This window comes from Pedobacter sp. GW821-FHT01D05 (assembly GCF_059422505.1).
Genome location: NZ_JBWKXA010000002.1, coordinates 424,594 through 446,472, shown reverse-complemented (window position 1 = coordinate 446,472; position 21,879 = coordinate 424,594). Strand labels below are relative to the sequence as shown.

General features: G+C 39.7%; 14 protein-coding genes. 6 read left to right on the top strand and 8 right to left on the bottom strand.

Annotated elements, in window-relative coordinates:
* Positions 1 to 22: 22 nt before the first annotated feature.
* Positions 23 to 1,657 (bottom strand): amidohydrolase, encoded by a 1,635-nt coding sequence (locus tag AC07VK_RS09985; protein WP_492960193.1) that lies wholly within the window; start codon positions 1,655 to 1,657, stop codon positions 23 to 25.
* Between the two features lie 705 nt (positions 1,658 to 2,362).
* Between AC07VK_RS09985 and mutL the strand changes: the two genes are divergently transcribed.
* The 6 genes from mutL (at position 2,363) to AC07VK_RS09955 (ending at position 11,323) form a co-directional block, all read left to right on the top strand.
* Positions 2,363 to 4,201 carry a DNA mismatch repair endonuclease MutL gene (gene mutL, locus AC07VK_RS09980; RefSeq protein WP_492954109.1) on the top strand — a complete coding sequence of 613 codons (1,839 nt, stop codon included), beginning with the start codon at positions 2,363 to 2,365 and terminating at the stop codon, positions 4,199 to 4,201.
* Between the two features lie 191 nt (positions 4,202 to 4,392).
* Positions 4,393 to 5,124, top strand: coding sequence for a rhomboid family intramembrane serine protease (locus AC07VK_RS09975; RefSeq protein ID WP_492954110.1), 732 nt, complete (start codon positions 4,393 to 4,395; stop codon positions 5,122 to 5,124).
* Entirely contained in the window at positions 5,117 to 5,971 is an 855-nt protein-coding gene (locus tag AC07VK_RS09970; RefSeq protein ID WP_492960190.1) for a rhomboid family intramembrane serine protease, read from the top strand. The genes AC07VK_RS09975 and AC07VK_RS09970 overlap by 8 nt, the downstream gene beginning before the upstream one ends.
* Positions 5,971 to 7,083, top strand: coding sequence for an endonuclease/exonuclease/phosphatase family protein (locus tag AC07VK_RS09965; RefSeq protein WP_492954112.1), 1,113 nt, complete (start codon positions 5,971 to 5,973; stop codon positions 7,081 to 7,083). Before AC07VK_RS09970 ends, AC07VK_RS09965 begins: the two co-directional genes overlap by 1 nt.
* A gap of 519 nt (positions 7,084 to 7,602) precedes the next feature.
* Positions 7,603 to 8,235: a nitroreductase family protein gene (locus AC07VK_RS09960; protein WP_492954113.1), complete on the top strand. Its 633-nt coding sequence runs from the start codon at positions 7,603 to 7,605 to the stop codon at positions 8,233 to 8,235.
* Between the two features lie 361 nt (positions 8,236 to 8,596).
* The gene (locus tag AC07VK_RS09955; RefSeq protein ID WP_492960188.1) at positions 8,597 to 11,323 is read left to right on the top strand and encodes a carboxypeptidase regulatory-like domain-containing protein; all 2,727 of its coding nucleotides are present in this window, start codon (positions 8,597 to 8,599) and stop codon (positions 11,321 to 11,323) included.
* A gap of 272 nt (positions 11,324 to 11,595) precedes the next feature.
* Here the strand turns inward: AC07VK_RS09955 and AC07VK_RS09950 are convergent, their stop codons facing one another.
* From AC07VK_RS09950 to AC07VK_RS09920, 7 genes are all read right to left on the bottom strand, one after another.
* On the bottom strand, positions 11,596 to 12,555 hold the full coding sequence (locus AC07VK_RS09950) for a 2-hydroxyacid dehydrogenase (protein ID WP_492960186.1): 960 nt from the start codon (positions 12,553 to 12,555) through the stop codon (positions 11,596 to 11,598).
* A gap of 60 nt (positions 12,556 to 12,615) precedes the next feature.
* Positions 12,616 to 13,425, bottom strand: a complete 810-nt coding sequence (locus AC07VK_RS09945) for a DUF4249 domain-containing protein (RefSeq protein ID WP_492960184.1) — start codon at positions 13,423 to 13,425, stop codon at positions 12,616 to 12,618.
* Positions 13,426 to 13,429: 4 nt separating this feature from the next.
* Positions 13,430 to 15,754 (bottom strand): TonB-dependent receptor, encoded by a 2,325-nt coding sequence (locus AC07VK_RS09940; RefSeq protein WP_492960182.1) that lies wholly within the window; start codon positions 15,752 to 15,754, stop codon positions 13,430 to 13,432.
* 95 nt (positions 15,755 to 15,849) lie between these two features.
* Complete coding sequence (locus AC07VK_RS09935) at positions 15,850 to 17,049, bottom strand: multiheme c-type cytochrome (RefSeq protein ID WP_492954118.1); 1,200 nt, start codon at positions 17,047 to 17,049, stop codon at positions 15,850 to 15,852.
* Positions 17,050 to 17,064: 15 nt separating this feature from the next.
* Positions 17,065 to 18,816, bottom strand: a complete 1,752-nt coding sequence (locus AC07VK_RS09930; protein WP_492960180.1) for a cellulase family glycosylhydrolase — start codon at positions 18,814 to 18,816, stop codon at positions 17,065 to 17,067.
* A gap of 25 nt (positions 18,817 to 18,841) precedes the next feature.
* On the bottom strand, positions 18,842 to 20,248 hold the full coding sequence (locus tag AC07VK_RS09925) for a glycoside hydrolase family 30 protein (protein WP_492960178.1): 1,407 nt from the start codon (positions 20,246 to 20,248) through the stop codon (positions 18,842 to 18,844).
* A 94-nt stretch (positions 20,249 to 20,342) separates the two neighbouring features.
* Positions 20,343 to 21,872, bottom strand: a complete 1,530-nt coding sequence (locus AC07VK_RS09920; RefSeq protein WP_492954121.1) for a RagB/SusD family nutrient uptake outer membrane protein — start codon at positions 21,870 to 21,872, stop codon at positions 20,343 to 20,345.
* Positions 21,873 to 21,879 lie beyond the last annotated feature (7 nt).

The window sequence follows — 21,879 nt, the reverse complement described above, 5'->3', positions numbered from 1 at the left end:
TGCTACAAACAGGATACACAATCTATTTCGCTTCATATACTTTTTCTCCGTTCAGGTAGGTTTTTAAAACTTTGGTTTTTAATATGTTTTGTGGTGTTGATTTCAAAATATCGTGATCGAGCATAACAAAATCGGCAAATTTACCTTTCTCCAAACTGCCCTTTTCATCTTCTTCAAAATTGGCTTTTGCGGCCCAGATGGTCATTCCGCGTAAAGCTTCTTCAGGCGTTAAGGCATTTTCCATTTGGAAGCCCCCTTTCGGAAAACCTTTTGCATCCTCTCTCACTGTTGCTGCATAAAACGTTAATAATGGATTAATGTTTTCGACCGGGAAATCGGTGCCCAAAGGAATCCAACCATTTTGTTTTAACAATTGTTTGTAAGCATAAGCACTTTTTAACCTTTCGGCACCTAAACGTTGTCCGGCCCAGTACATATCGGAAGTGGCATGTGTAGGCTGTACTGAAGGGACGATATTGGCTTTGCCGAACAGGTCAAAATCTTTAGCGTTAACTACCTGTGCATGTTCAATGCGCCAGCGCTGATCGTTTTTACCTTTTAAAATTTTATTGTAAATATTCAGGATTACGCGGTTGGCCGAATCGCCAATGGCATGGGTACACATCTGGAAATGATTGGCTGCGATCTTTTTGGCCACTTCTTCAAAGTGTTTTTGATCGCTCAATAGAAAACCTGTTTTTTCGGGCATATCGCTATATGGATGCAATAAGCAAGCCCCACGTGATCCCAAAGCACCATCGGCATAAACTTTAAATGATCTCACATTTAAACGGTCAGTTTTAATCGGGCCACGATTAAATAAATATTTATAATTATCAGACTCATCAGAAAGCATGACGTATAGCCTCATTTTAAGTTTTTTCTCTTTCTGCAGTTTTTCAATAAAATCAACAGCTAAATAACTTAAACCACAATCGTCAATAGTGGTTAAACCAGCAGCAAAACAATTTTTCTGTGCATCGATAAATATTTTTTCGGCCATTTTAGCGTCTGGTGATGGTATTTTACGCTCTACTAAAGCTACGGCATTATCGATTAAAACACCGGTTAACTTCCCGTTTTGGGTAAGCATATCGCCTCCTACCAGTTTCTGTTCTCCTTTAATACCAGCATCATCCAGTGCTTTTTGATTGGCGATAGCCGCATGGCCATCAATACGGTTTAAAAATACCGGGCGATCTGGAAAAAGTGTGGTTAACTTTTCATTAGTAGGGAAAGCTTTATTGTCCCAATCGTTTTGGTCCCAGCCATTACCAATTAACCAACCATCAGGATGCGTTTTAGCAAAGTCGGTTAAGCGCTTAAGTACTTCATCCCACGATTTTGTTTCTCGTAGATCAGCTGTCTGCAAACTTTGTCCGTAGCCATAAAAATGGGCATGAGCATCGATAAAACCTGGATAAACAGCTTTTCCATCGGCATTAATTTCTTCTTTGCCAGCGTATTTTGCTTTGATATCATCACTTTTGCCCAGGGCCAAGATTCTACCATTCTTTACAGCAAAGGCCTCAACTGTTTCGAACTTGTTGTTTACGGTATAAACTTTAGCATTATAAACAACTACATCAGCTTCTTCCTTCCTGGCACAAGAAGAGAAGAGTATAGCTAGAAAAAGGCTGTATAAGATGGATTTCATATCGATAAAGATAGAAAATTGAAATCATTTGGCTTTGTAAATTCGGTTTTACAGAGGGTAGTTTTTTTTGCCACGGAAACACAGAAAGCATGGATTTTATTTCTTAGTTTTTTGCCATATCCTGTCCGTAGAGTTAAGCGCAGCGTCTCTACGGATTGGCTAATAAGATTGAGTTTTCAAACTCAACAATTAAGAATGAGTCAGAGACTCTTTTTTATTCGTCATCCCGTAGAGCCCTTCGGAACTCTACGGACACCTAGGTTTTTATCCGTTCATAGATCCTGAAACAAATCCGATAGCTATCGGATCAGTAGGACGGCTCTTCGTAAAAATGGATGTTTATTTCTTCACGATGTTTGGATGAAGAGCCCTTTGTAAAATAAACCCGATGGAAGCGGTATACTTTTTGGCTGCCCTTCGACTCCGCTCAGGATGACAGCCAAAAAGATACAGCAGACAGCGGGACTACCCAAACCGACTGGAACAGGAACCTGCTTTTCAAAAAAACAAAAAATTTAAGCATAAAGAATTAATTCTTTCCAGCCATATCCTTCGACTCCGCTCAGGATGACAACTGGTGTAAATAAAACCAGTAGAAGCAATTCAATCCTATTTACCAACAGTCATTTACATGTTGAGTTTTAAACAAATCAGGTTCTTTAAGCTTATTTTGCATAATTTAGCAAATTCACTTTGCCTTAATACATGACTGATATTATTCACTTATTGCCTGATGCTGTTGCCAATCAAATTGCTGCCGGAGAAGTTGTTCAACGACCTGCTTCTGCGGTAAAAGAATTGCTCGAAAATTCGATAGATGCCGGCGCAGATAAAATTCAACTGGTAGTAAAAGATGCCGGAAAGGCATTGATTCAGATTATAGATAACGGCTGTGGAATGAGCGTTACCGACGCTAGAATGTGTTTCGAACGCCATGCCACTTCGAAGGTAAAAAAAGCGGAAGATTTATTCGCCATCCGTACCATGGGTTTCCGCGGCGAGGCCATGGCTTCTATTGCAGCAATTTCGCAGGTAGAAATGAAAACCCGCAGGCATGAGGATGAAATCGGTACCTGTATTTCTATCGAAGGTGCACAGGTAACCAATCAGGAACCCGTTGCCACCTCACCAGGGACACAGATTTCGATTAAAAACTTATTTTTCAATACGCCTGCCAGAAGGAATTTCCTTAAAAGTAATCCGGTAGAAATGCGCCATATCCTGGATGAATTTCAACGGGTAGCATTGGCGCACCCTGCTGTATTTTTTAGTCTGCACCATGATGGTACCGAGATTTTTAACCTGCCAAAAGGCAATTTAAAACAACGTATTGTCCACCTTTTTGGCAACAACTATAACGAACGTCTGGTTCCTGTTGAAGAGGAAACAACCATTATTAACCTAAAAGGTTATATCGGTAAACCTGCTTTTGCAAAGAAAACCAGGGGCGAGCAGTTCTTTTTTGTGAATAACCGTTTCATTAAAGATCCATATTTAAACCACGCGGTAAGCTCTGCTTTCGAAGATTTATTACCGGATGACAGTTATCCGCTCTATGTACTGTTTATAGAGATCGATCCATCAAAAATCGATGTAAACGTTCATCCCACTAAAACAGAGATTAAGTATCTGGATGAAAAATCCATTTATGCGATTATGAAATCGGCGGTAAAACGTTCAATTGGCCGTTATAATATTTCGCCTACTTTAGATTTCGATCAGGAAACAGGTTTTAGCAATATGATTACCCACAAAGCGGTTGAAGATATTGTGCCACCGAGCATTAATTTCAATCCTGATTTTAATCCATTTGCAAGCGACAGCAGTTCTACATCCGGTTACGCCTCATCGCCAAGAAATTATGAAGCCAAACCGAGTGCTAAAAACTGGGGTTCGCTTTACGAAATAACAGAACAGCCAATTGTAGAACAAACTTCTATTTATGCTGATGAGACTGTTTTAGAAACCAAACAAAAGCAGTACATGCAATTGCACAACCGCTACATTGTTTCGCAGATTAAGTCGGGCCTAATGGTGATCGATCAGCAAATGGCACATGAGCGGATCCTTTACGAGCGTTTTCTCGTACATCTGGATGACCGCAAAGGTGCATCGCAGCAGAGTTTATTTCCGCAAACCATTACGCTTAATGCCAATGATTTTGAACTGGCCAAAAGTTTACTGGATGATATAAAAAGTTTGGGCTTCGATGTACGGGAGTTTGGGAAAAATACGTTGGTAGTAGAAGGTGTTCCGGTTGATCTGGGCAGCAGCAACATTAACGAAACGCAATTATTTGAACAGTTGATTGAGGGCTTTAAAAACTCACAGCAGGAACTAAAATTAAGCAAACGCGATAGCCTTGCAAGGAGTTTAGCAAAAAATAGTGCCATTAAAGCGGGAACAAGCCTTGGTCAGGAAGAAATGAATACCTTGATTGATGAGCTTTTTGCCTGTAAAACACCTAACTTTAGCGTGAGTGGTAAACCGATTATCCAAACCATTACTTTGGCAGAGCTGGATAAGAAGTTTGAGAAAGGTTAGAAAGGTCGGAGGCCTGGAGTCGGAAGTCCGAAGATTAATGGCATAGCAAAACTTGAAGCCAAAGAGCAATACAAAACAGTTAACCGATTAACCAGTTTAAACAATTAACCAGGTTCGGCGTTTGGTGTTAGGCGTGTAGCGCCGATTAACTGATTAACCAGTTTAAACAATTAACCGATCTTTAAAATTAAATGAATAACATATATATTCCACCAGTAGTAAAAAACCTGCTGATTATTAACGTCTTATTTTTCGTGGCCAGCTACCTACTAACCACTCTTCACCTCGATGATCGGCTAGCGGTATATTATTTTGATTCTCCGAAGTTTGAGATATGGCAGCCGATTAGCTACATGTTTATGCATGGCGGGATAGCGCACATCTTTTTTAACATGTTTGCATTGTATTCTTTTGGAAGTTTATTAGAATCAAGATGGGGAGGCAAAAAGTTTATTATCTTTTATTTTATTACCGGACTAGGTGCGCTTGCATTGCAATGGGCCGTACAGGCTTACGAAGTACACCAGATTATAGGTAGTGCCACTAATAACGGAAAAATAAACCTTGCCGCATTATTTCAGGGGGAATTCAACACAAACCAACTATCGATGGCACAGGCGGTTACACTACGAAGCATCTATTTTGGCGGTATGGTTGGTGCTTCTGGTGCTATTTTTGGTTTATTGGTTGCTTTTGGTATGCTTTATCCAAATGCCGAATTACTGATTATGTTTATTCCTGTTCCGGTGAAAGCAAAATATATTATACCCATTTATATTTTAGTAGAGTTATCTTTGGGTGTTGCCCAGTTTGAAGGCGATTCTATAGCCCATTATGCTCACCTTGGGGGTGCTCTAATCGGCTTTATACTTGTTAAAATATGGAAAGACAAAAACGATACATTTTATACGCTTTATGAATAATACTTTCAAAGATTTAAAATACAAGGTTTTTCAATCGGGCAACCCATTGTTCTTTTACATCGGGATTAATGCAATGCTATTTTTAATTATCGCTGTTATCGGGGTAATTAGCAAGCTAAGTGGCCAAGGTGATATTATTGATATATTCGTAAGCGATTATTTAGCGTTGCCAGCAAATATTTCGAAACTGCCCGAACGCTTTTATACCCTGTTTACCTATATGTTTATTCATGACGGGATTCTTCATATCCTGTTTAACATGCTGGGCTTATTCTGGTTCGGCAATATATTCATGAATTTCCTAAAAAGCCGTCAATTTCACTTTGTATACCTGGCTGGGGGGCTATTTGGAGGTATATTTGCTGTTGCCGCGTTAAATGTATTTCCACTTTATGCCAGTGGATTAGCAGGCGTAACCATTGTGGGGGCATCTGCCGCTGTGATGGCCATTATTTTTGCCGCAGCAACACTGGTACCGAATTACACCATCATGCTGCTTTTCTTTGGCGAGGTTAAAATTAAATGGATTGCCATTGTCTATTTCATCCTCGATTTTATTGCCATCGGATCGGTAAATGCAGGTGGAAGTTTAGCGCATATTGGTGGTGCACTTTTAGGTTTCACCTTTATTAAAAGTTTGCAGAACGGAAGAGATTGGAGCAAGCTGTTCGAACGAAAACCAAAACTAAAGGTAGTCCGGAATGAGAAACCGGTTAAAAAACCCGAATTTAAAGGCGGTGTTTCCCAACAGGAAATAGATGCCATTTTAGATAAAATATCAACCTCAGGATACGATAAATTAACAGCAGTAGAAAAAGAAAAACTGTTTAAGGCAAGTAAAGATTAATGGCCACAAAAAAAAAGAAGTATAGTTTAGTGGATAAACTCCTTTTGCCCATTGCCGTTGCATTGGCAATTGCTTTACTATTGGGGGTTCTTGCCGGAAATATGGATCCAAGAAAACATGCCATTATTGCTTTTTTCGGTCTCGCCTATCCCTTTGTCCTGTTCATTAATATTATCTTCTTGGTTTGGTGGCTTTTAAGCAAAAAATGGATTTTTGCAATTGCTACCGTTCTGGTTATTGCACTTGGTGCTAAAACTTTAAAAGCAACCTTTGCCATTGGTGGCGATGAAGGTGGTACCGAAAAAGCAGACAATAGCATCCGGATGATGACCTACAATGTACATAGCTTTAAACTATACGGCGAAGACAATACCGAATCGGTAAAAGAAAAAATGCTTCAGGTGGTAAAAGATCAAAATCCCGATATCATCTGTTTCCAGGAATTTTTTACCCGTTACAAAGGTGCTTTTGATACGGTTGATAGCTTAAAAGCATTGTTAAATACAAAATATTACTATTTCGTACCCACCAATAAAAACGATTACGAAGCTACTGGCTTAGCCATATTTTCTAAATTCCCGATTAAGGATTCTGGTAAAATCCCCTTTGTTGAAGGTTTCCCCGGCAACATGAGCATTTATACCGATTTAAACATTAAAGGAAAAACCTTACGGGTTTATAACGTACACTTTCAATCTATCTCTTTCGAAAAGCAGGATTACGAATACTTAGATAAGGTAAAGGAAATGAATACCGAACTGCAGCCATCTAAACGGATTTTAAGGATGCTGAAAAGTGCCTTTTTGAAACGTAGCGGTCAGGTAGATATTATGAAAAAGGAAATGGCAACCTGTAAAACCCCTTACCTTATTGCCGGCGATTTTAACGATACCCCGGCTTCTTATGTGGTTACTCAGATCACCGCCGGATTAAACAATAGTTTTATTAAAAAGGGTAACGGTTTTGGAAAAACCTACAATGGTAAATTCCCTAATTTCCAGATCGATTATATTGCTACTTCTAAGGATCTTGAGGTATTAAACTATAAAATTACCCAGGCCAAGTTATCCGATCACTTTCCGGTACGCAGCGATTTGAGGTTTGTGCCTTAATATTACCGTTGACTTCAGTCAACGGCTAAGAAAACCCCGCTTTACCATCGGCTTTAGCCAACCGAGACCCAGCAAAAAATTTTCATCTGGAGCGCAAGGCCTGTCAAAACAATAATTTTCTTCCCGTTTTCCGCTTTTACGCTTCGCTTCCTCGTGCCTCGTTGCTGCAGGGTAACACTTCAACCGGGGCTAGGTGGCCAAAACAGTTTTCATTTTTGGGGTTGCAAGGTGCACAAACCCTTGTTCCTAAACCCGATAGAGCGGAATAGCCCGGAGCGCAGTGAGGACTATAAGCGAAAGCGGGGCCGAAGACCGCCAAGAACCACCAGCCAATCATTTCCTAAATCCATTTCACATCTTATTCCGTTGACTAAAGTCAACGGCTAAGGAAAACCCCGCTTTACCGTTGGCTTTAGCCAACCGAGACCAGGCAAAAAATTTTCTTACCATACATCAACAATAGATTTATTCCTTATCTCCATATTTGCTTCTTAAAATTTAAAAAAAATCTTCAAAAATATGAGCTTAATAGATGCCCTAAACTGGCGTTATGCCGTTAAGAAAATGAATGGTCAACCTGTTGAACAAGAAAAGGTTGATAAAATTATTGCTGCAGCACACCTGGCGCCAACATCCTCTGGCTTACAGCCATTTAAAGTAATTGTGGTAACCAACCAGGAATTAAAAGAGAAAATTGCACCGATTGCCTATAACCAATCGCAGGTTATCGATTCTTCTCACCTGTTGATTTTCGCAGCCAACGAAAACTACACAGAAGAAGGTATTGATGCTGTTTTTAGCAGAATGAATGCGGAGCGTGGTTTACCGGAAAGCGGAACCGATGCTTACAAAGCGCAGTTAAAAGGCATGGTTTTATCCAGAACTGCTGAAGAAAACTTTAACCATGCAGCCCGTCAGGCTTATATTGGTTTCGGTATCGCCATTGCAGAAGCAGCTTTGTTAAAAGTAGATGCTACCCCAATGGAAGGTTTTAATGGCCCTGCTTTAGATGAACTTCTAGGTTTAGATAAAAAAGGCTTAAAAAGTGTTACGCTATTGCCATTAGGACACAGGGATGAAGCCGGCGATTGGTTGGTAAACCTTAAAAAGGTACGTTCACCTAAAGAAGAATTCTTAATCGAGCTTAAATAACAGGCAAACAACATCATAATTTAAAACAGGCCGCTACTTAGTGGCTTGTTTTGTTTTAGAACATATTGCGATTGCGCCTCCCAATGTATCGCACAGAATGAACCAACGTGCATCGAACCAGCCTGGGATTTGGAGACAATTAACCAATTTAAACGATTAATCAGTTAACCCTAAAAGTACCCACATATTAGATCCTGAAACAAGTTCAGAAGGACGGTATGCGGGGAAATGAATCAATGAACAGTGAACTAATGACCTATGAACTTAAATCTTTTGTAAAAAAATGTTAAACATCATCACATTTTATGTGCTCTATTTATAATTGGATATATTTACGGGCTTAGCATTTAATATCCATTCCATGAAGATTTTTAGATTATCGTTTATCATACTGTCACTTCTATCAACACTAAGTTTTTCTTCGTCGGCACAAACCGATACCATTAGCATAAACAGTATCATTGCCAAAACGAATAAGGTGTTGAGTGATTATCCTGCTGAAAAAATTTATCTTCATTTCGACAAACCCTATTACGCTGTTGCCGATACGGTTTGGTTTAAAGCTTATGTTACCGAAAACCAGAATTTCTTATCTGCAATTAGTAAGATCATTTATGTTGATGTGATCAATCAGAAAGATTCGCTTATCCAGACTTTAAAACTACCCATTACCGGTGGTTTTGCTTACGGCAGTTTCCCCTTAGATCAGATTAATTATAAACAAGGTAACTACCATATCAGGGCTTATACTTTATGGATGCTAAACAATGAAGATCCTGCTTATTTTAACAAGACTTTTTATGTAGGGGAAGCCATTGATAAAGAAGTAAAAACCCATATCACCTATAAAAATACATCTACTGATAAGTTAGAAAAAATTGACGCACGCGTACAATTTAAAGATGCCAATAATAAACCATATGCCAATAAAAATGTAAGCTGGCAAGTGGTTACGAGTTATACCGTTATTGCTAAAGGAAGGGGCACAACCGATGCCAATGGCTTTTTAACAATAGCCATGAGCAATGCACAAAAGGCAGAATATCAATTACAAAAAGGCGAACTGATTACCAGCATTAACACAACTGATAAAGATGTGGCAAGCAGTAGCTTTCAACTTAAAAATGCTATTGTAAGCAAAGATTTTCAATTTTTTCCTGAGGGTGGAAGTTTAATTGCCGGCTTAACCAACAGGGTAGCCTTTAAAGCCATTAAAAGTGATGGTTTGGGCATTAGCTCAAAAGGTACGGTAACCGATAATGATGGCAAAACAGTAGCTGCTTTTACTGCTCAGCATTTAGGAATGGGCAGTTTCAACTTATTGGCTGAAGCTGGAAAAACCTACAAAGCGGCAGTTACTTATGCTGATGGCACTACTCAAAATTATAATTTGCCTGCAGTTGCCGCAAATGGTGTAGCCATAAATATAGATAATAGCAGCGCCGATAATGTGGCCATAAAAATTGCAGCAAATGATGCTTTCTTTGAGCAAAACCAAGGCAAAAAGCTTTATTTAATTGCGCAGAGCAAAGGCGTAATCTGCTATGGTGCACAAACTGCATTATCAAACAAAGAATACAATACAACCGTACTTAAATCTAAATTCCCAAATGGAATTGCACAATTTACCTTATTTAATGAATTTGGTAAACCATTAAGCGAACGCTTGGTTTTTGTTCAGCATAAAAATACCATGGCCGTAACTTTAACCAGTGCTGCAACTACTTACGGAATCAAGAAAAAGGTTAAAATAAATGTGGCGGCTAAAAAAGACGGCGCCCCTGTAGAAGGTAGCTTCTCGGTAGCGGTTGTAGACGAATCGAAGGTTCCATCAAGTGAGGATGCAACCAGTACTATATTAACGGGGCTTTTATTAAGCAGCGATGTTAAGGGTTATATCGAAAAAGCAAATTATTACTTTAATGCACCCGACGCGAAGAAAAACGCAGACTTAGATGTATTGTTACTTACCCAGGGCTACCGCAGTTTCAAATACACTGATATTATTGCCAATAAATTACCTAAAATTGATTTCTTACCAGAACAAGGCATCGAAATTTCGGGTATTTTACGTCAGAACAATGGTATACCAGTTAGAAAAGGAGCCTTATTATTAACCATACCTGATAAACGTTTTAATTTAGAAAGTACTACGGATCCTGTTGGGAATTTTAAATTCCAAAACCTGGTATTTAACGACTCCTCTAAAGTGACCATTACTGCTAAGTACAATGTAAACTACAAAAACATGACCTTAAGCTTAAATGGTGCACCAGTACCTACACTAAGCAGAAACTTTAGCGCTGCTGAAGAAGTTTTAAATATAGATAGTGCTTTAACCAGTTACTTAGATAATAGCAAAAGGCAATACGCTTATTTACATACTTTAAAAGATGTAAACATTAAAGCAGCTGTTGTTCCAAAAGTAAGTCATAAGGATTATCCTGCACTGAGCGGACTAAGCCAAATGGCCGACCATGAAATAAGTGGAGATCGTTTAAAAGGCTGTGGGCTTTTAATCAACTGTTTACAGGGCATGTTGGCTGGTGTTACTTTTGCAGATAACAATTTCTACGTGAGCAGAGATTATAACCAGGGCAAAAAAATTCCGATGGGTATCTTTATCAATGGAATGAACGTGGATGTAAACCAGATCAATACACTTGATGCCAATCAGATCGAATCGGTTGAGGTGTTCTTAAGAGATGAGCTGGGACTGGTAAACCGTGCAAACAATGTAAACGGGGTGATTGTATTCAATCAAAAGAAAGCACCTAAAGGCACTAAAATATCTAAAGCGCAGCTGATGGATATGCTACCCAAATACTACGAACTTACTTTCTCACCACAAGGTTACAACAAAGAAAAACAGTTCTATTCTCCAAAATACGATGTTCCTGCAAGCATGAACCGCAATGATTTAAGAACTACCATTTACTGGAACCCTAAAGTGGTAACCGATGCTACAGGTAATACTTCTTTCGAATATTACAATGCAGATGGCAAAGGCCAGTATAAAGTAATTATTGAAGGTATAGATGCTAACGGAAATTTAGGAAGATCGGTGTTTAAGTATCTTGTTAAATAAGAAATGAGGAAAATGGGATTGCAAACTGGATGACAGGTTTCGCAAGGAATCGTCATCTCGACCGTAGTGGAGAGATCTTTTGGACTATATTAAAAGATCTCTCCGCTCCGCGTTGCTTCGGTCGAGATGACGACTTTCTTTTGGAGCCTGCCAATGGATAGCCTATCGAGGGGCAAATATTTTTTATTTTCGATTATAAAGGGTCTTTAACAACATATCATTAAGATTGCAGTAGGAAAGGTCGTAATTGCAAACTACCACTCTCATTTATCTTACATCACCTCAAACGGCAGCTTCTCTCCTTTCAATCCTGCTACAATATTCTTAACGATAATCTGTGCCATAGCTGCTCTGGTTTCTTCGGTAGCGGAGCCGATATGTGGTAAAACAGCTACGTTTTCCATAGCTAACAAGGGATTATTTTTATCCATTGGCTCGGGATTGGTTACATCCAAACCTGCTCCCCATATCATTTTCTCCTCTAAAGCTTTTATCAAATCCTTTTCATTATGGATACCACCTCTGGCGGTATTAATGAAAATCGAATTGGGTTTCATCTGCTTAAAAACATCAAGTGTAAATTTACCCTTAGTTTCGGGCGTTAGCGCAGTGTGTACTGATAACACATCACTTTGTGCCAAAAGTTCCTCGAACGAAACATATTTGGCTCCGATTTCTCTTTCAGCTTCTTCGTTACGCGATCTGTTGTGATAAATTACCTTCATCTGGTAGGCGGCCTTACATTTTTTTGCCATCTCCAATCCTATTTTCCCTAAGCCAAAAATGCCGAGGGTTTTGCCATTTACCTCAATTCCGAGTTCGGGTGATGGCTCATAGTTTTTCCATTCGCCTTTAATGATTTTTTTGTGCGAAAAAAAGGCCTTTCGTGATACGGCAAGCATCAATAAAAAAGCGGTATCGGCAGTTGCGCTGCTCAAAACACCAGGCGTATTCCCAATGGGGATATTTATTTTTTTTGCAGCAGCTACATCTACCTGATCGTAACCTACAGAATGTAGAGCAATAACCTTTAAATGGCTACAAGCCTTTAAAAATCCGGCATTAATTTTATTTGGCCCAACGCTGATCAAGGCATCCTGATCCTGGCAGGCTTCGATCAGTTCTTCGGCTGTAATCTGTCGGTTTTCTTTCCATTGGGTAATCGAAATATTGTTTTCTTCCAGTTCTTTTATGCCAACTGAAGCAATGTTGCCGCTTATAAATACTTTCATGTTTTATTTAACACTAAAAATTCTAAGGTGTTTTGGATAATACGAATTGACTTATGGGTACTATTTCACAGTTGCTGATAACACCTGGTAAGTATTGGCACTAAAATAGCCCAATGCCTGGTTAGAGATATTAGAAGTTGGATTGGCGGGAGTTGTACCCTGATTTGGCCCCCGGTTCGATTGCTGACTTAAAGCATACCAATAATCGAAAATATTCGAATCGATACACTCCATTTCTATTTTAATCTTGTCGTTCGAATTCAACTCATCACTGTCGTGGTCGTTAGTAGGTGGTTTAAAAAATAACTGGATCCTTAAGTCGTTTCCATTTGTTAAACGATCGTTATTTACATAGAAACGTTCCGATAAAATATCATTTACATAAAGGTTAAAATGATAAAAATTCGTTTCGTTAGCAGGATCTTTTAAAAATACAGCAGCGGTTTTACGTTCTCGGCCAAAGAAAAAGTTCTTAATCACCCCTATCGAATCCATTTTAACCACATTGGGCATTTTTGAACTGGCGGTGTAAGTTTGTCCTTCGGCAGTAACATTTAAATTATAGGTAACACCCGGCACGCCTTTCATTTTATTGATATAGGTTCCTGGTGTTGTACCTTCTTTAAAAACATAAGTATTCCCCTTATTATCGGTTACAGTTACGCTTGCTCCCGAAACTTTCGGAAAAATATTGGCTTCGGTATAACCGATGGTTTTGCTGATCTTAATCTGCTGATCGATCAGCGAATCGTTAATTACACCTTCAATTACCAGTTGAGGATCGGCATTTTCGGTTTCAATTTGAATAATTTTCTTGCAACCTGTAAAACAGAAAGTGAACAGCGAAAGGTATATAATCAGTTTTTTCATGCTTTTAAAATTTAAAGTTCCAGGTAATTGATGGAATAAGCCCGAAAAGTGAAGTCTGCTGAGCGGCAGTTTTACTCGGATCGTTCGGATCTGTAATAAACTCAATAGAGTAGGGATTTTTTCTAGCCAATAAATTATAAATCCCGAAATTCCAGCTCGACTGGTATTTCTTACCAGGTTTCCCCTCTAAAGTTGCACTTACATCCCAACGCATATTATAAGGCATTCTGCCTGCATTTCTTTGCGTATAATAATAAGCAGCCTGGCCACCAATATTATATTTCCCTGCCGGATAAGTAACGGCATTACCTGTGCTGTAAATAAAACTCGAAGAAAAAGTCCACCGCCTGGTCATGTTGTAAATGCCAACTAACGAAATATCATGCGTGCGATCTTGCCGTGCCGGAAAATATTTACCATCATTAAGTTCAGTAAATTTACGTTCAGTACGCGATAAGGTATAACCCACCCAGCCGTTCAGCTTGCCAAATTTCTTCTTAAAAAACAGCTCCAATCCATAAGCCCTGCCTACTCCGTATAAAAGTTCTGATTCTACATTGGAGTTAGCCAATAATTCGGCCGCATTTTTATAGTCGATCTGATTCTGAAGCCACTTATAATAAATCTCTCCCGAGAGTTCATAATTGTTATCCTGAATGTTTTTGAAATACCCCAAAGCCACCTGATCGGCTATTTCGGGTTTAATATTGGTACTGCTCAACACATACTGATCGGTTGGCGAGCTGGAAGTAGCGTTGGTTAAAATATGGACGTTCTGGGTATTCCGGTTATAAGAAGCCTTGATCGAATTTTCTTCGTTAAACAGATAACTCACCGAAAAACGTGGCTCCAGGTTAAAGTAGTTTTTATGGAATTTTCCCTTGGCTACATTTTCTGTCGACAGGGTATTCCCATCGGCATCATAGGTACTAAAATTACCAGGACCCATTAAAGAAAAAGCCGCCAAGCGCACGCCATATAAAAAGTTTAAATGTTCGTTTACGGCCCACTCATCAGAAATGTAAGCTGCTGATTCGATACCATAACGCCTTTCCTGCGTAAGCGAATTTACCTGCGATGCTTCATCGCTATCAATATCAATCGGCGAAATACGGTGCTGTGTGGCATTGATACCAAAACGAAGGGTATGTTTATTGCTGAAATACTGAAAATCTTCTTTAAAGTTAAAATCGCGCACCAATGAGGTGGCTTTAAAGTTGGTCGCATCATTTAATAAGCGAACGGTATAATTATAGTTGTTGTAAATTAAGGAGGTATTCGAAAACAAACGGTCGCTAAAAATATGGTTTAAGCGGATGGTAGTGGTTACGTTGCCCCAGTTGTTTTCGAACAAGTCTTTAACACCGATATTATCCTTGCCAAAATAGCCGGAAATATAAATGGTATTTTTATCATTGATTTTATAATTCGCCTTGGCATTAATATCGTAAAAATTTAAGGTACTGCCATTAACAGATGAATCTGGTGAAGCCCTTAAAAACAGATCGATATACGTTCTGCGGAAACTCACCATAAACGAACCCCGGTCTTTTACAATCGGCCCTTCTGCTTTTACACGCGAAGCAATTAAACCAATGCCGCCCTGAAATTTAAACTCTTTATTATTCCCATCATCCATTTTAACGTCTAAAACCGATGATAAACGGCCTCCATACTGTGCAGGCATACCGCCTTTGTATAAACTTACATCCTTAATCGCATCAGCATTAAAAGTAGAGAAAAAGCCAAGCAAATGAGAAGAATTGTATACCACCGCTTCATCCAGAATTATTAAATTCTGATCGGCAGCACCACCGCGCACATAGAAACCTGTGTTCCCCTCGCCGCCTGATTTTACGCCGGGCAACAGCTGGATGGTTTTTAAAATATCTTTTTCGCCTAGTAATACCGGTATAGAATTAAGCGATTTCATATCGATCCGCTCCAGGCCCATCTGCGCACTTTTAACGTTTTCGTTTTTACGGTTGTTGGCACTTACCGTCACTTCGTCTAAATCGTTTGCACTCTTTAATTCCTCATTTAACTTGGTATCTTTTGTTAGATTGATGGTTTTAACAATGGAGGCATACCCTGTATAACTTACGGCCACAGTGTAGGTACCTTCGGACTGTGTTAAAGCAAAATAACCATAATTATTGGTTAGGGTTGCTGCGGTAGAAGCTCCGGAAATCCGGATGGTGGCGCCTATTAAAGTTTCGCCTGTACCTGCATCGCGGATGGTGCCGCTAAGGGTAAATTTCTTTTGAGCAAAAATAGGGATGGAGAGAAAAAGGAGGAAGAATAAAGTTAAGTAGTGTTTTATGAGCATATCGGCTACTATCTAAATTTTTAAGTGGAAACCAAATGTACGAAATCCAAGTCCTATTAACGGATAGTGGGGAATTTCTTAATACAAGTTTGGGTTTACTTATTAATAACGGGATAAATGGCAATATGGTGTGAGCGTAACCGGTATGGGCTTAAATGATCTTTACCCGCCTGTTGAAAGGTGATCAGTTTTGAAGATTCTTTAGGCATATGGCAGTCGATACAATTGGTACTGAGCGATCCTTTTGCTAAAATGGCTTTGCTATGGCTGGTACTTTTGTGGCAATTGATGCAGCGCTGCGAATAAAGGCTTAAGTTCCCTTTAATATTTTCGTGTGTATTGTGGCACGATTGGCAAGTCATGGTTTCACTTTTCCGATAACAATTACTGCCCTTTAGCATGGCACTTTGGTTACCGTGCACATCAATATTACCACCACCGAAACCTGTAAAATCCTGCGAATAATAAGCCTCTAAATCGTCGCCGGGCTGGAAACCGAAAACAGATCGCTGTGCCACCAAAGTATTGCCCGAATGACAAACCGCGCAAACATCCATCTTTTGTTTTCGGGTAAGTGTTTTATACAATGTGATAAATTTTGCATTCTTCTCTTCAGGGTTTTCCATATGAAAAACAACATGCTGTTTACCTGGTCCGTGGCAACGTTCACAATCTATCCCATAAATAACAGCACCCTTTTCCATTTCCTCATCTTTGGAAAAAGTAGATTTTTGTGTGATTTTAATATCAACATAAGATGCGTGGCACTCTAAACAACGGCTTGTTATCGCCCGATCGTAATAAAAGCTTTCTTTTGGAAAACCAGGGCTGATGGCCCAATTCTTAATAGCAGCGAAGTAAGATAAAGGCAGTTCGTACATCTTTTTGCCTTGCCAATAGGTATAAGTATAGGCTTTTTCGCCTGAACCAAACTGCATGTCAAACTTTTCGGCACGCACAGCTTTGCCATCCTGATAAGCGACCTGAAATATACCGCTGTCTCTTTTTTCAATCACCACTTTTTGATGTTCGTTGTATAAAAAGTGATTCGAATCAGGGGCAAAAACCTTTAACAAAGCTGTATCTACCACAGGCTTAGAGGTTAAACCATGCGGACTATGGGCATAAGATTGCGATAAATCTTTATGGCATTTCGCGCAGGTAGCCGCTCCGGTATAGGCCTCGCCCCTCGCATCTGCGGGCAATTGACTGGCCACATTCATGCATCTCGAAAGAACAACAACCGCAATGGCAATTGCGCCCAAAATAAGCAGGATACGTTTTACGCCTTTCAAGATGATGTTTTGTTTTTATTTTACAAATTGAATATAACCAAAATTATAACCTCCAACAGCTGTTAAAATCTTAATCTTTTGTTTACCTGCTTTTAAAGCAAGCTTCTTAACCTCAAAATTTGCAAACTTCTTATTGTCTCCGGTATTTGGAACCACAATATCTTTAGCTACCACCTTGCCATCGATTATAATGGTCATCCTACCTCCAGCGTTATCTGCCGCAGCATTTATTTTTAAAGTGTAGCTTCCTTTTTGTGAAACATTTACGGTGTACTGCAACCATTCTTCTTTTTCGATATGGTTTACATAATACTTTTCGTACTGAGCAGAATCTTTTGCAATATCTACCCCATCATTCCGGTAAATCCGGCCACGGTTACCTGCACTTCTTTTTCCTGTTGAAGTATGGTAATCGGCTGTATCGGTATCGAAATAAGCTTTGCCGTTTTTACCTAAATCGTAATCTACAGCATACACAATGCCTTTATCTTTAATTAAATTGGGCTTAAACGGCTTGGTTTCATTACTAAAGGGCTGACGGATCATGGCATCTATTACATCTCTGTGAATGATGGTATTTTCTAATCTCGAATAAATAGCCAGCTCCATTAAACCGCTGTATACATTGCTGTCTTTGGGTTTATTGCCACCATTATTCAGGTACTTCACCAAAGCATCATAATTGGGATTCGATTTAATCTCCATAGGATTATTCGCCCCTATCTTTTTCAATGGCCACCAAGACCAGCCGATATTGTTTTTTTCTAAAAGGTGGATGGCATCCGTAAACCAAACATTAGAATTTTCACCAGTTTCGCCCAGCCAAACCGGAACATTCTGCTCATCCCTGGCCTTGATAATGTGTGCAATTGACGCCTGATCGTTATAATTCCAATATTTATGGTAACTCAAAACCATGTTTTTATCCCACAGTGGAAAAATGCCATTGTAATTATTGCCCCAGCCATTGCCTTCGATAATAATAATATGTTTTTGATCAACTTCGCGGATAGCCTTGGTAATTTCGACCATTAACTTTCTCAAAGGTGCATTCACTTTTTCTTTCGTCCCATTTTTATCTTCATCAGGGTTTAAGAAACCGTAGTTAGGTTCGTTCAAAATATCGTATGCGCCAATATAAGGTTCATCTTTATAACGTTCGGCCAGTTTTTTCCAGAGTGCAATGGTCTTCTCCTGATTGGCCTCACTATCCCATAGGGATGGTTTTGATGGATCGCGGTCGGCAATATTTAAATCGTTTCCTTGTCCACCAGGTGCAGCGTGTAAATCTAAAATTAAATACATTTTATTGGCCTTACACCAGGATAACAGGCTATCGGTTAAGGCAAAACCTTTCTCCAACCAGGTATTTTTGCCGGCAACGGGTTCTTTATCTATTGGCAAAGTGTATAAGTTGTAGTGCATAGGCAAACGGATGGAATTAAAGCCCCAGCGTTTCATCGAATCGACATCAATTTTACGCATATGGTTAGCCAGCCAGGCATCGTAAAACTCCTGAGTCTGTTTTGGCCCCATCAGCTCTTCTATGCGCTCGCGGATGCGGTATTGTTGTGCTTCTTTATTGATTTTGAGCATATAACCCTCTTGTAACATCCAACCGCCTAAACCAAAACCACGGAGCAAAACATTCTCGCCTTTTGCGTTGACTATTTTTTTACCCTCGGCTTTTAAAAACCCTTGGCAAAACGCTGTAAACGAAATGGTACTGAGCAGAAAAACGTATAATATCGATTTTGTGAAAGACATAAAAATAAGGTTAGGTTTTAGATAATTACCAGATATAAGTGGCTACAGATCCTTTATCGAGCCTTGCGACAAGTGTTTTGCCATTAAAGCTAATATTAAACGTAGGGGCATTTTTGCCGCTATTGGCTACGATTAAAACATGTTTCCCACCAGGTGTTTTAAAGGCAACATTTGGCAGATCGGTTAAATCGTTTGTAGCTACCCGAACAGCACCGGGCCGTACAAACTTAGAAGCATGCGCAATAGAATAATAAGCCAGGTTTCTGCTATAAGAATCTTTATCAATGGTTACTGCACCCTGGCACATGGAGCAACCACCCCTATCGGTATAAGGTTTATTCTCGGGATCGGCTGCCAGATTCCACTCCAATACATTTTTGCTCCAGTTTCTGGTAGCACCGATAACCAAACGCTTAACCGGATTAACAATTTTAATATCCACAGCATCTGGCTGCTCCACTACCATTTGCTCAGAAAAGTAAATGTTCTTATCAGGATGGGCATTGTGTACATCAGTTAAAGCTTCTATCTTTCCTCCGTACAGGTGAAAGGCGGATCCATCAATATATTTTTTGGCTTCCGGATCGTCTAAAATGCTAATCGGGTAATCTGGCCGATCGGCATTATGATCGTAAACAATAATTTTGGTCTTAATATTGGCTTTAGCAAAAGCAGGACCTAAAAATTTCTTTACAAAAAACGCCTGATCTGGTGCAACCATAAGCAAGCTGGGATTATTACCTGGGTGTAAAGGTTCATTCTGAACGGTAACCGCATCAATAGAAATCCCCTCTTTTCGCATTTCCTGTACATACCTTACAAAGTACTTGGCGTAAGCATCGTAATATTCGGGTTTTAACATCCCACCCCGGGCATCGTAGGTGGTTTTCATCCATAAGGGGGGAGACCATGGCGAACCCATAATTTTTAGCTTTGGGTTTATGGCCAGGATTTCCTTCATTACCGGAATCACATCCACTTTATCCGGGCCAAGATCAAATTTAGCCTGTGTTAAATCGGTTTGTCCTTCGGGAAGGTCGTTATAAGAAAATACTTTTTCATTCAAATCAGAGGCGCCAATGCTTAGTCTGATGTAGCTTACCCCAATATTATTTCCATCAGTAGCAAATAATTCTTTTAATAGGGCAGCTCTGGCCTGTGCCGACATTTTAACAATATGATGCGCACTTCCACCTGTTAAGGCATAACCGAAACCATCAATGGTTTGATAGGTTTCTTTGTCGTTTACGGTAATGGTTGGCAGATTGTTTTTAGCTACATTAAAACTTAATTTACTTACCTGTTTGGTAAATAAAACAGATCGATCGGCTTTGGTAAGCCAAACTTCAGGCTGGTTTTGAGCAATAACAGCAAGCGAAGAACAGGTAAAAACACAAATGATAAAAAGGCGAAGAAATTTGGTAGAAAGCATAGGGAAAAGATGAGCAGATTAAAAAAACAGGAAGAAAGATTTCGCTTCCTCCCTGTTAACAATTAAACATTAAGCGTGTATAATAGATGAGCAACTATTTTGTTCCGCCCCATTCTTTATTCTGTTCAATTTTGGTGTTGTTCAATTCACCTTGCGGAATTGGGAATACTTCGTGTCGACCAGCAATAAAACCTTTCGAAGCCAATGTTGCAGCAGCTTTGCCCCAACGTACAAGATCAGGAAAACGCTGGCCTTCGCCTGCTAGTTCCAATCTTCTTTCTTTTTCGATGTTGGCCTGTGTTACGGCAACAGGATTTAGTCCTACCCTTGCACGAACGGCATTAAGCAAAGTATAAGCCCTTGAGCCTACCCCAACTGCTGCACCAGCATTCATCAAAGCTTCAGCCTCCATTAGATAGGTATCGGCCAAACGGATTTCATATTCGTCTATTCCGAAATTTAACTCCGGTGTATTTGCGGCTGCCTGGGTAGTTAAGCCCATGTACTTAGCAAAGAAATACCCTGTGTTATTGTATCCGGCAGTGTACTTGGCAATGCCATTGGTTTGCAAACTATCTAGGTTGGCTACCGTGGCCGCATTTCTCGGATCGAAATGGATGAAATCAAAAAAGGCCTTTGTAAATACAAGGAAACTATAGCCGCTAAAATAATCAGGAGCAGTAGATACCGTTTTACTGTATCCACGCGGACCCGTTGTGATGGACAGTAAATTACCTTCGCTATTACCTGCAGCAGACCAGTTGCCATTAGATTTATTGCTGTGTACAAACTCTATAATGGATTCTGAATTGAATTTATTGCTTGGTTTCCATAAATCGCCAAAATTAGGAATTAACTTGTAGCCATAAACTGAAGGCGAAACCCCAGGTGCGGTACCGTTTACCACAGCAAACTGATCGGCAGCTGCCTGCCATTTTTTCTCATACAATAAAACCTTGCCCAACAATGCCTGTGCTGCTCCTTTTGTTAGGCGGCCACCTTCTGTAGCAGCAGGAACTGTATTTGGCAATCCTGGTATTGCATCAGCAAGATCTTTCTCTACATATGCATATACTGCAGCAGGTGCGGCTTGGGTAACATTGTATAAATCTTTTGGATCAACAGTGCCTTCTATAATCGGTACATTTTTAAAGAAAGTAACCAGATCGAAGTAAAATGCTGCACGCATAGCTTTCGCTTCTGCAATGTATCTTGCTTTTAATGTCGCATCCATCGGGATGTCTACAATTTTTTGCAGCAGTACATTTACTCTATAAATTCCACTATACCCTCTGCTCCAAAGGTAACCCTGAGGGCCTGTGCTGGCATTAAGTGTATAATTTTGCATTACCTGCAAATCGTTAATATCACTTGGCCCCCCACCACCTGCCAACTGATCGTCACCTGCAACACTCATTACCGCCGATTTATCGTACAAGCCACCTGATTGGTAAGCAAACCGATCATATATAGCCACCAATCCGGTAAAGGCATCAGCTTGAGTTTTATAATAATTATCTAAAGTTATACGGTCTTGCGGATTTACTTCCAAATCCTTTTTGCACGAACCCAACGTTACAGAAAGTACAATTGCTGTAAAGTATAAAAAATTCTTTTTCTTCATGATTTAA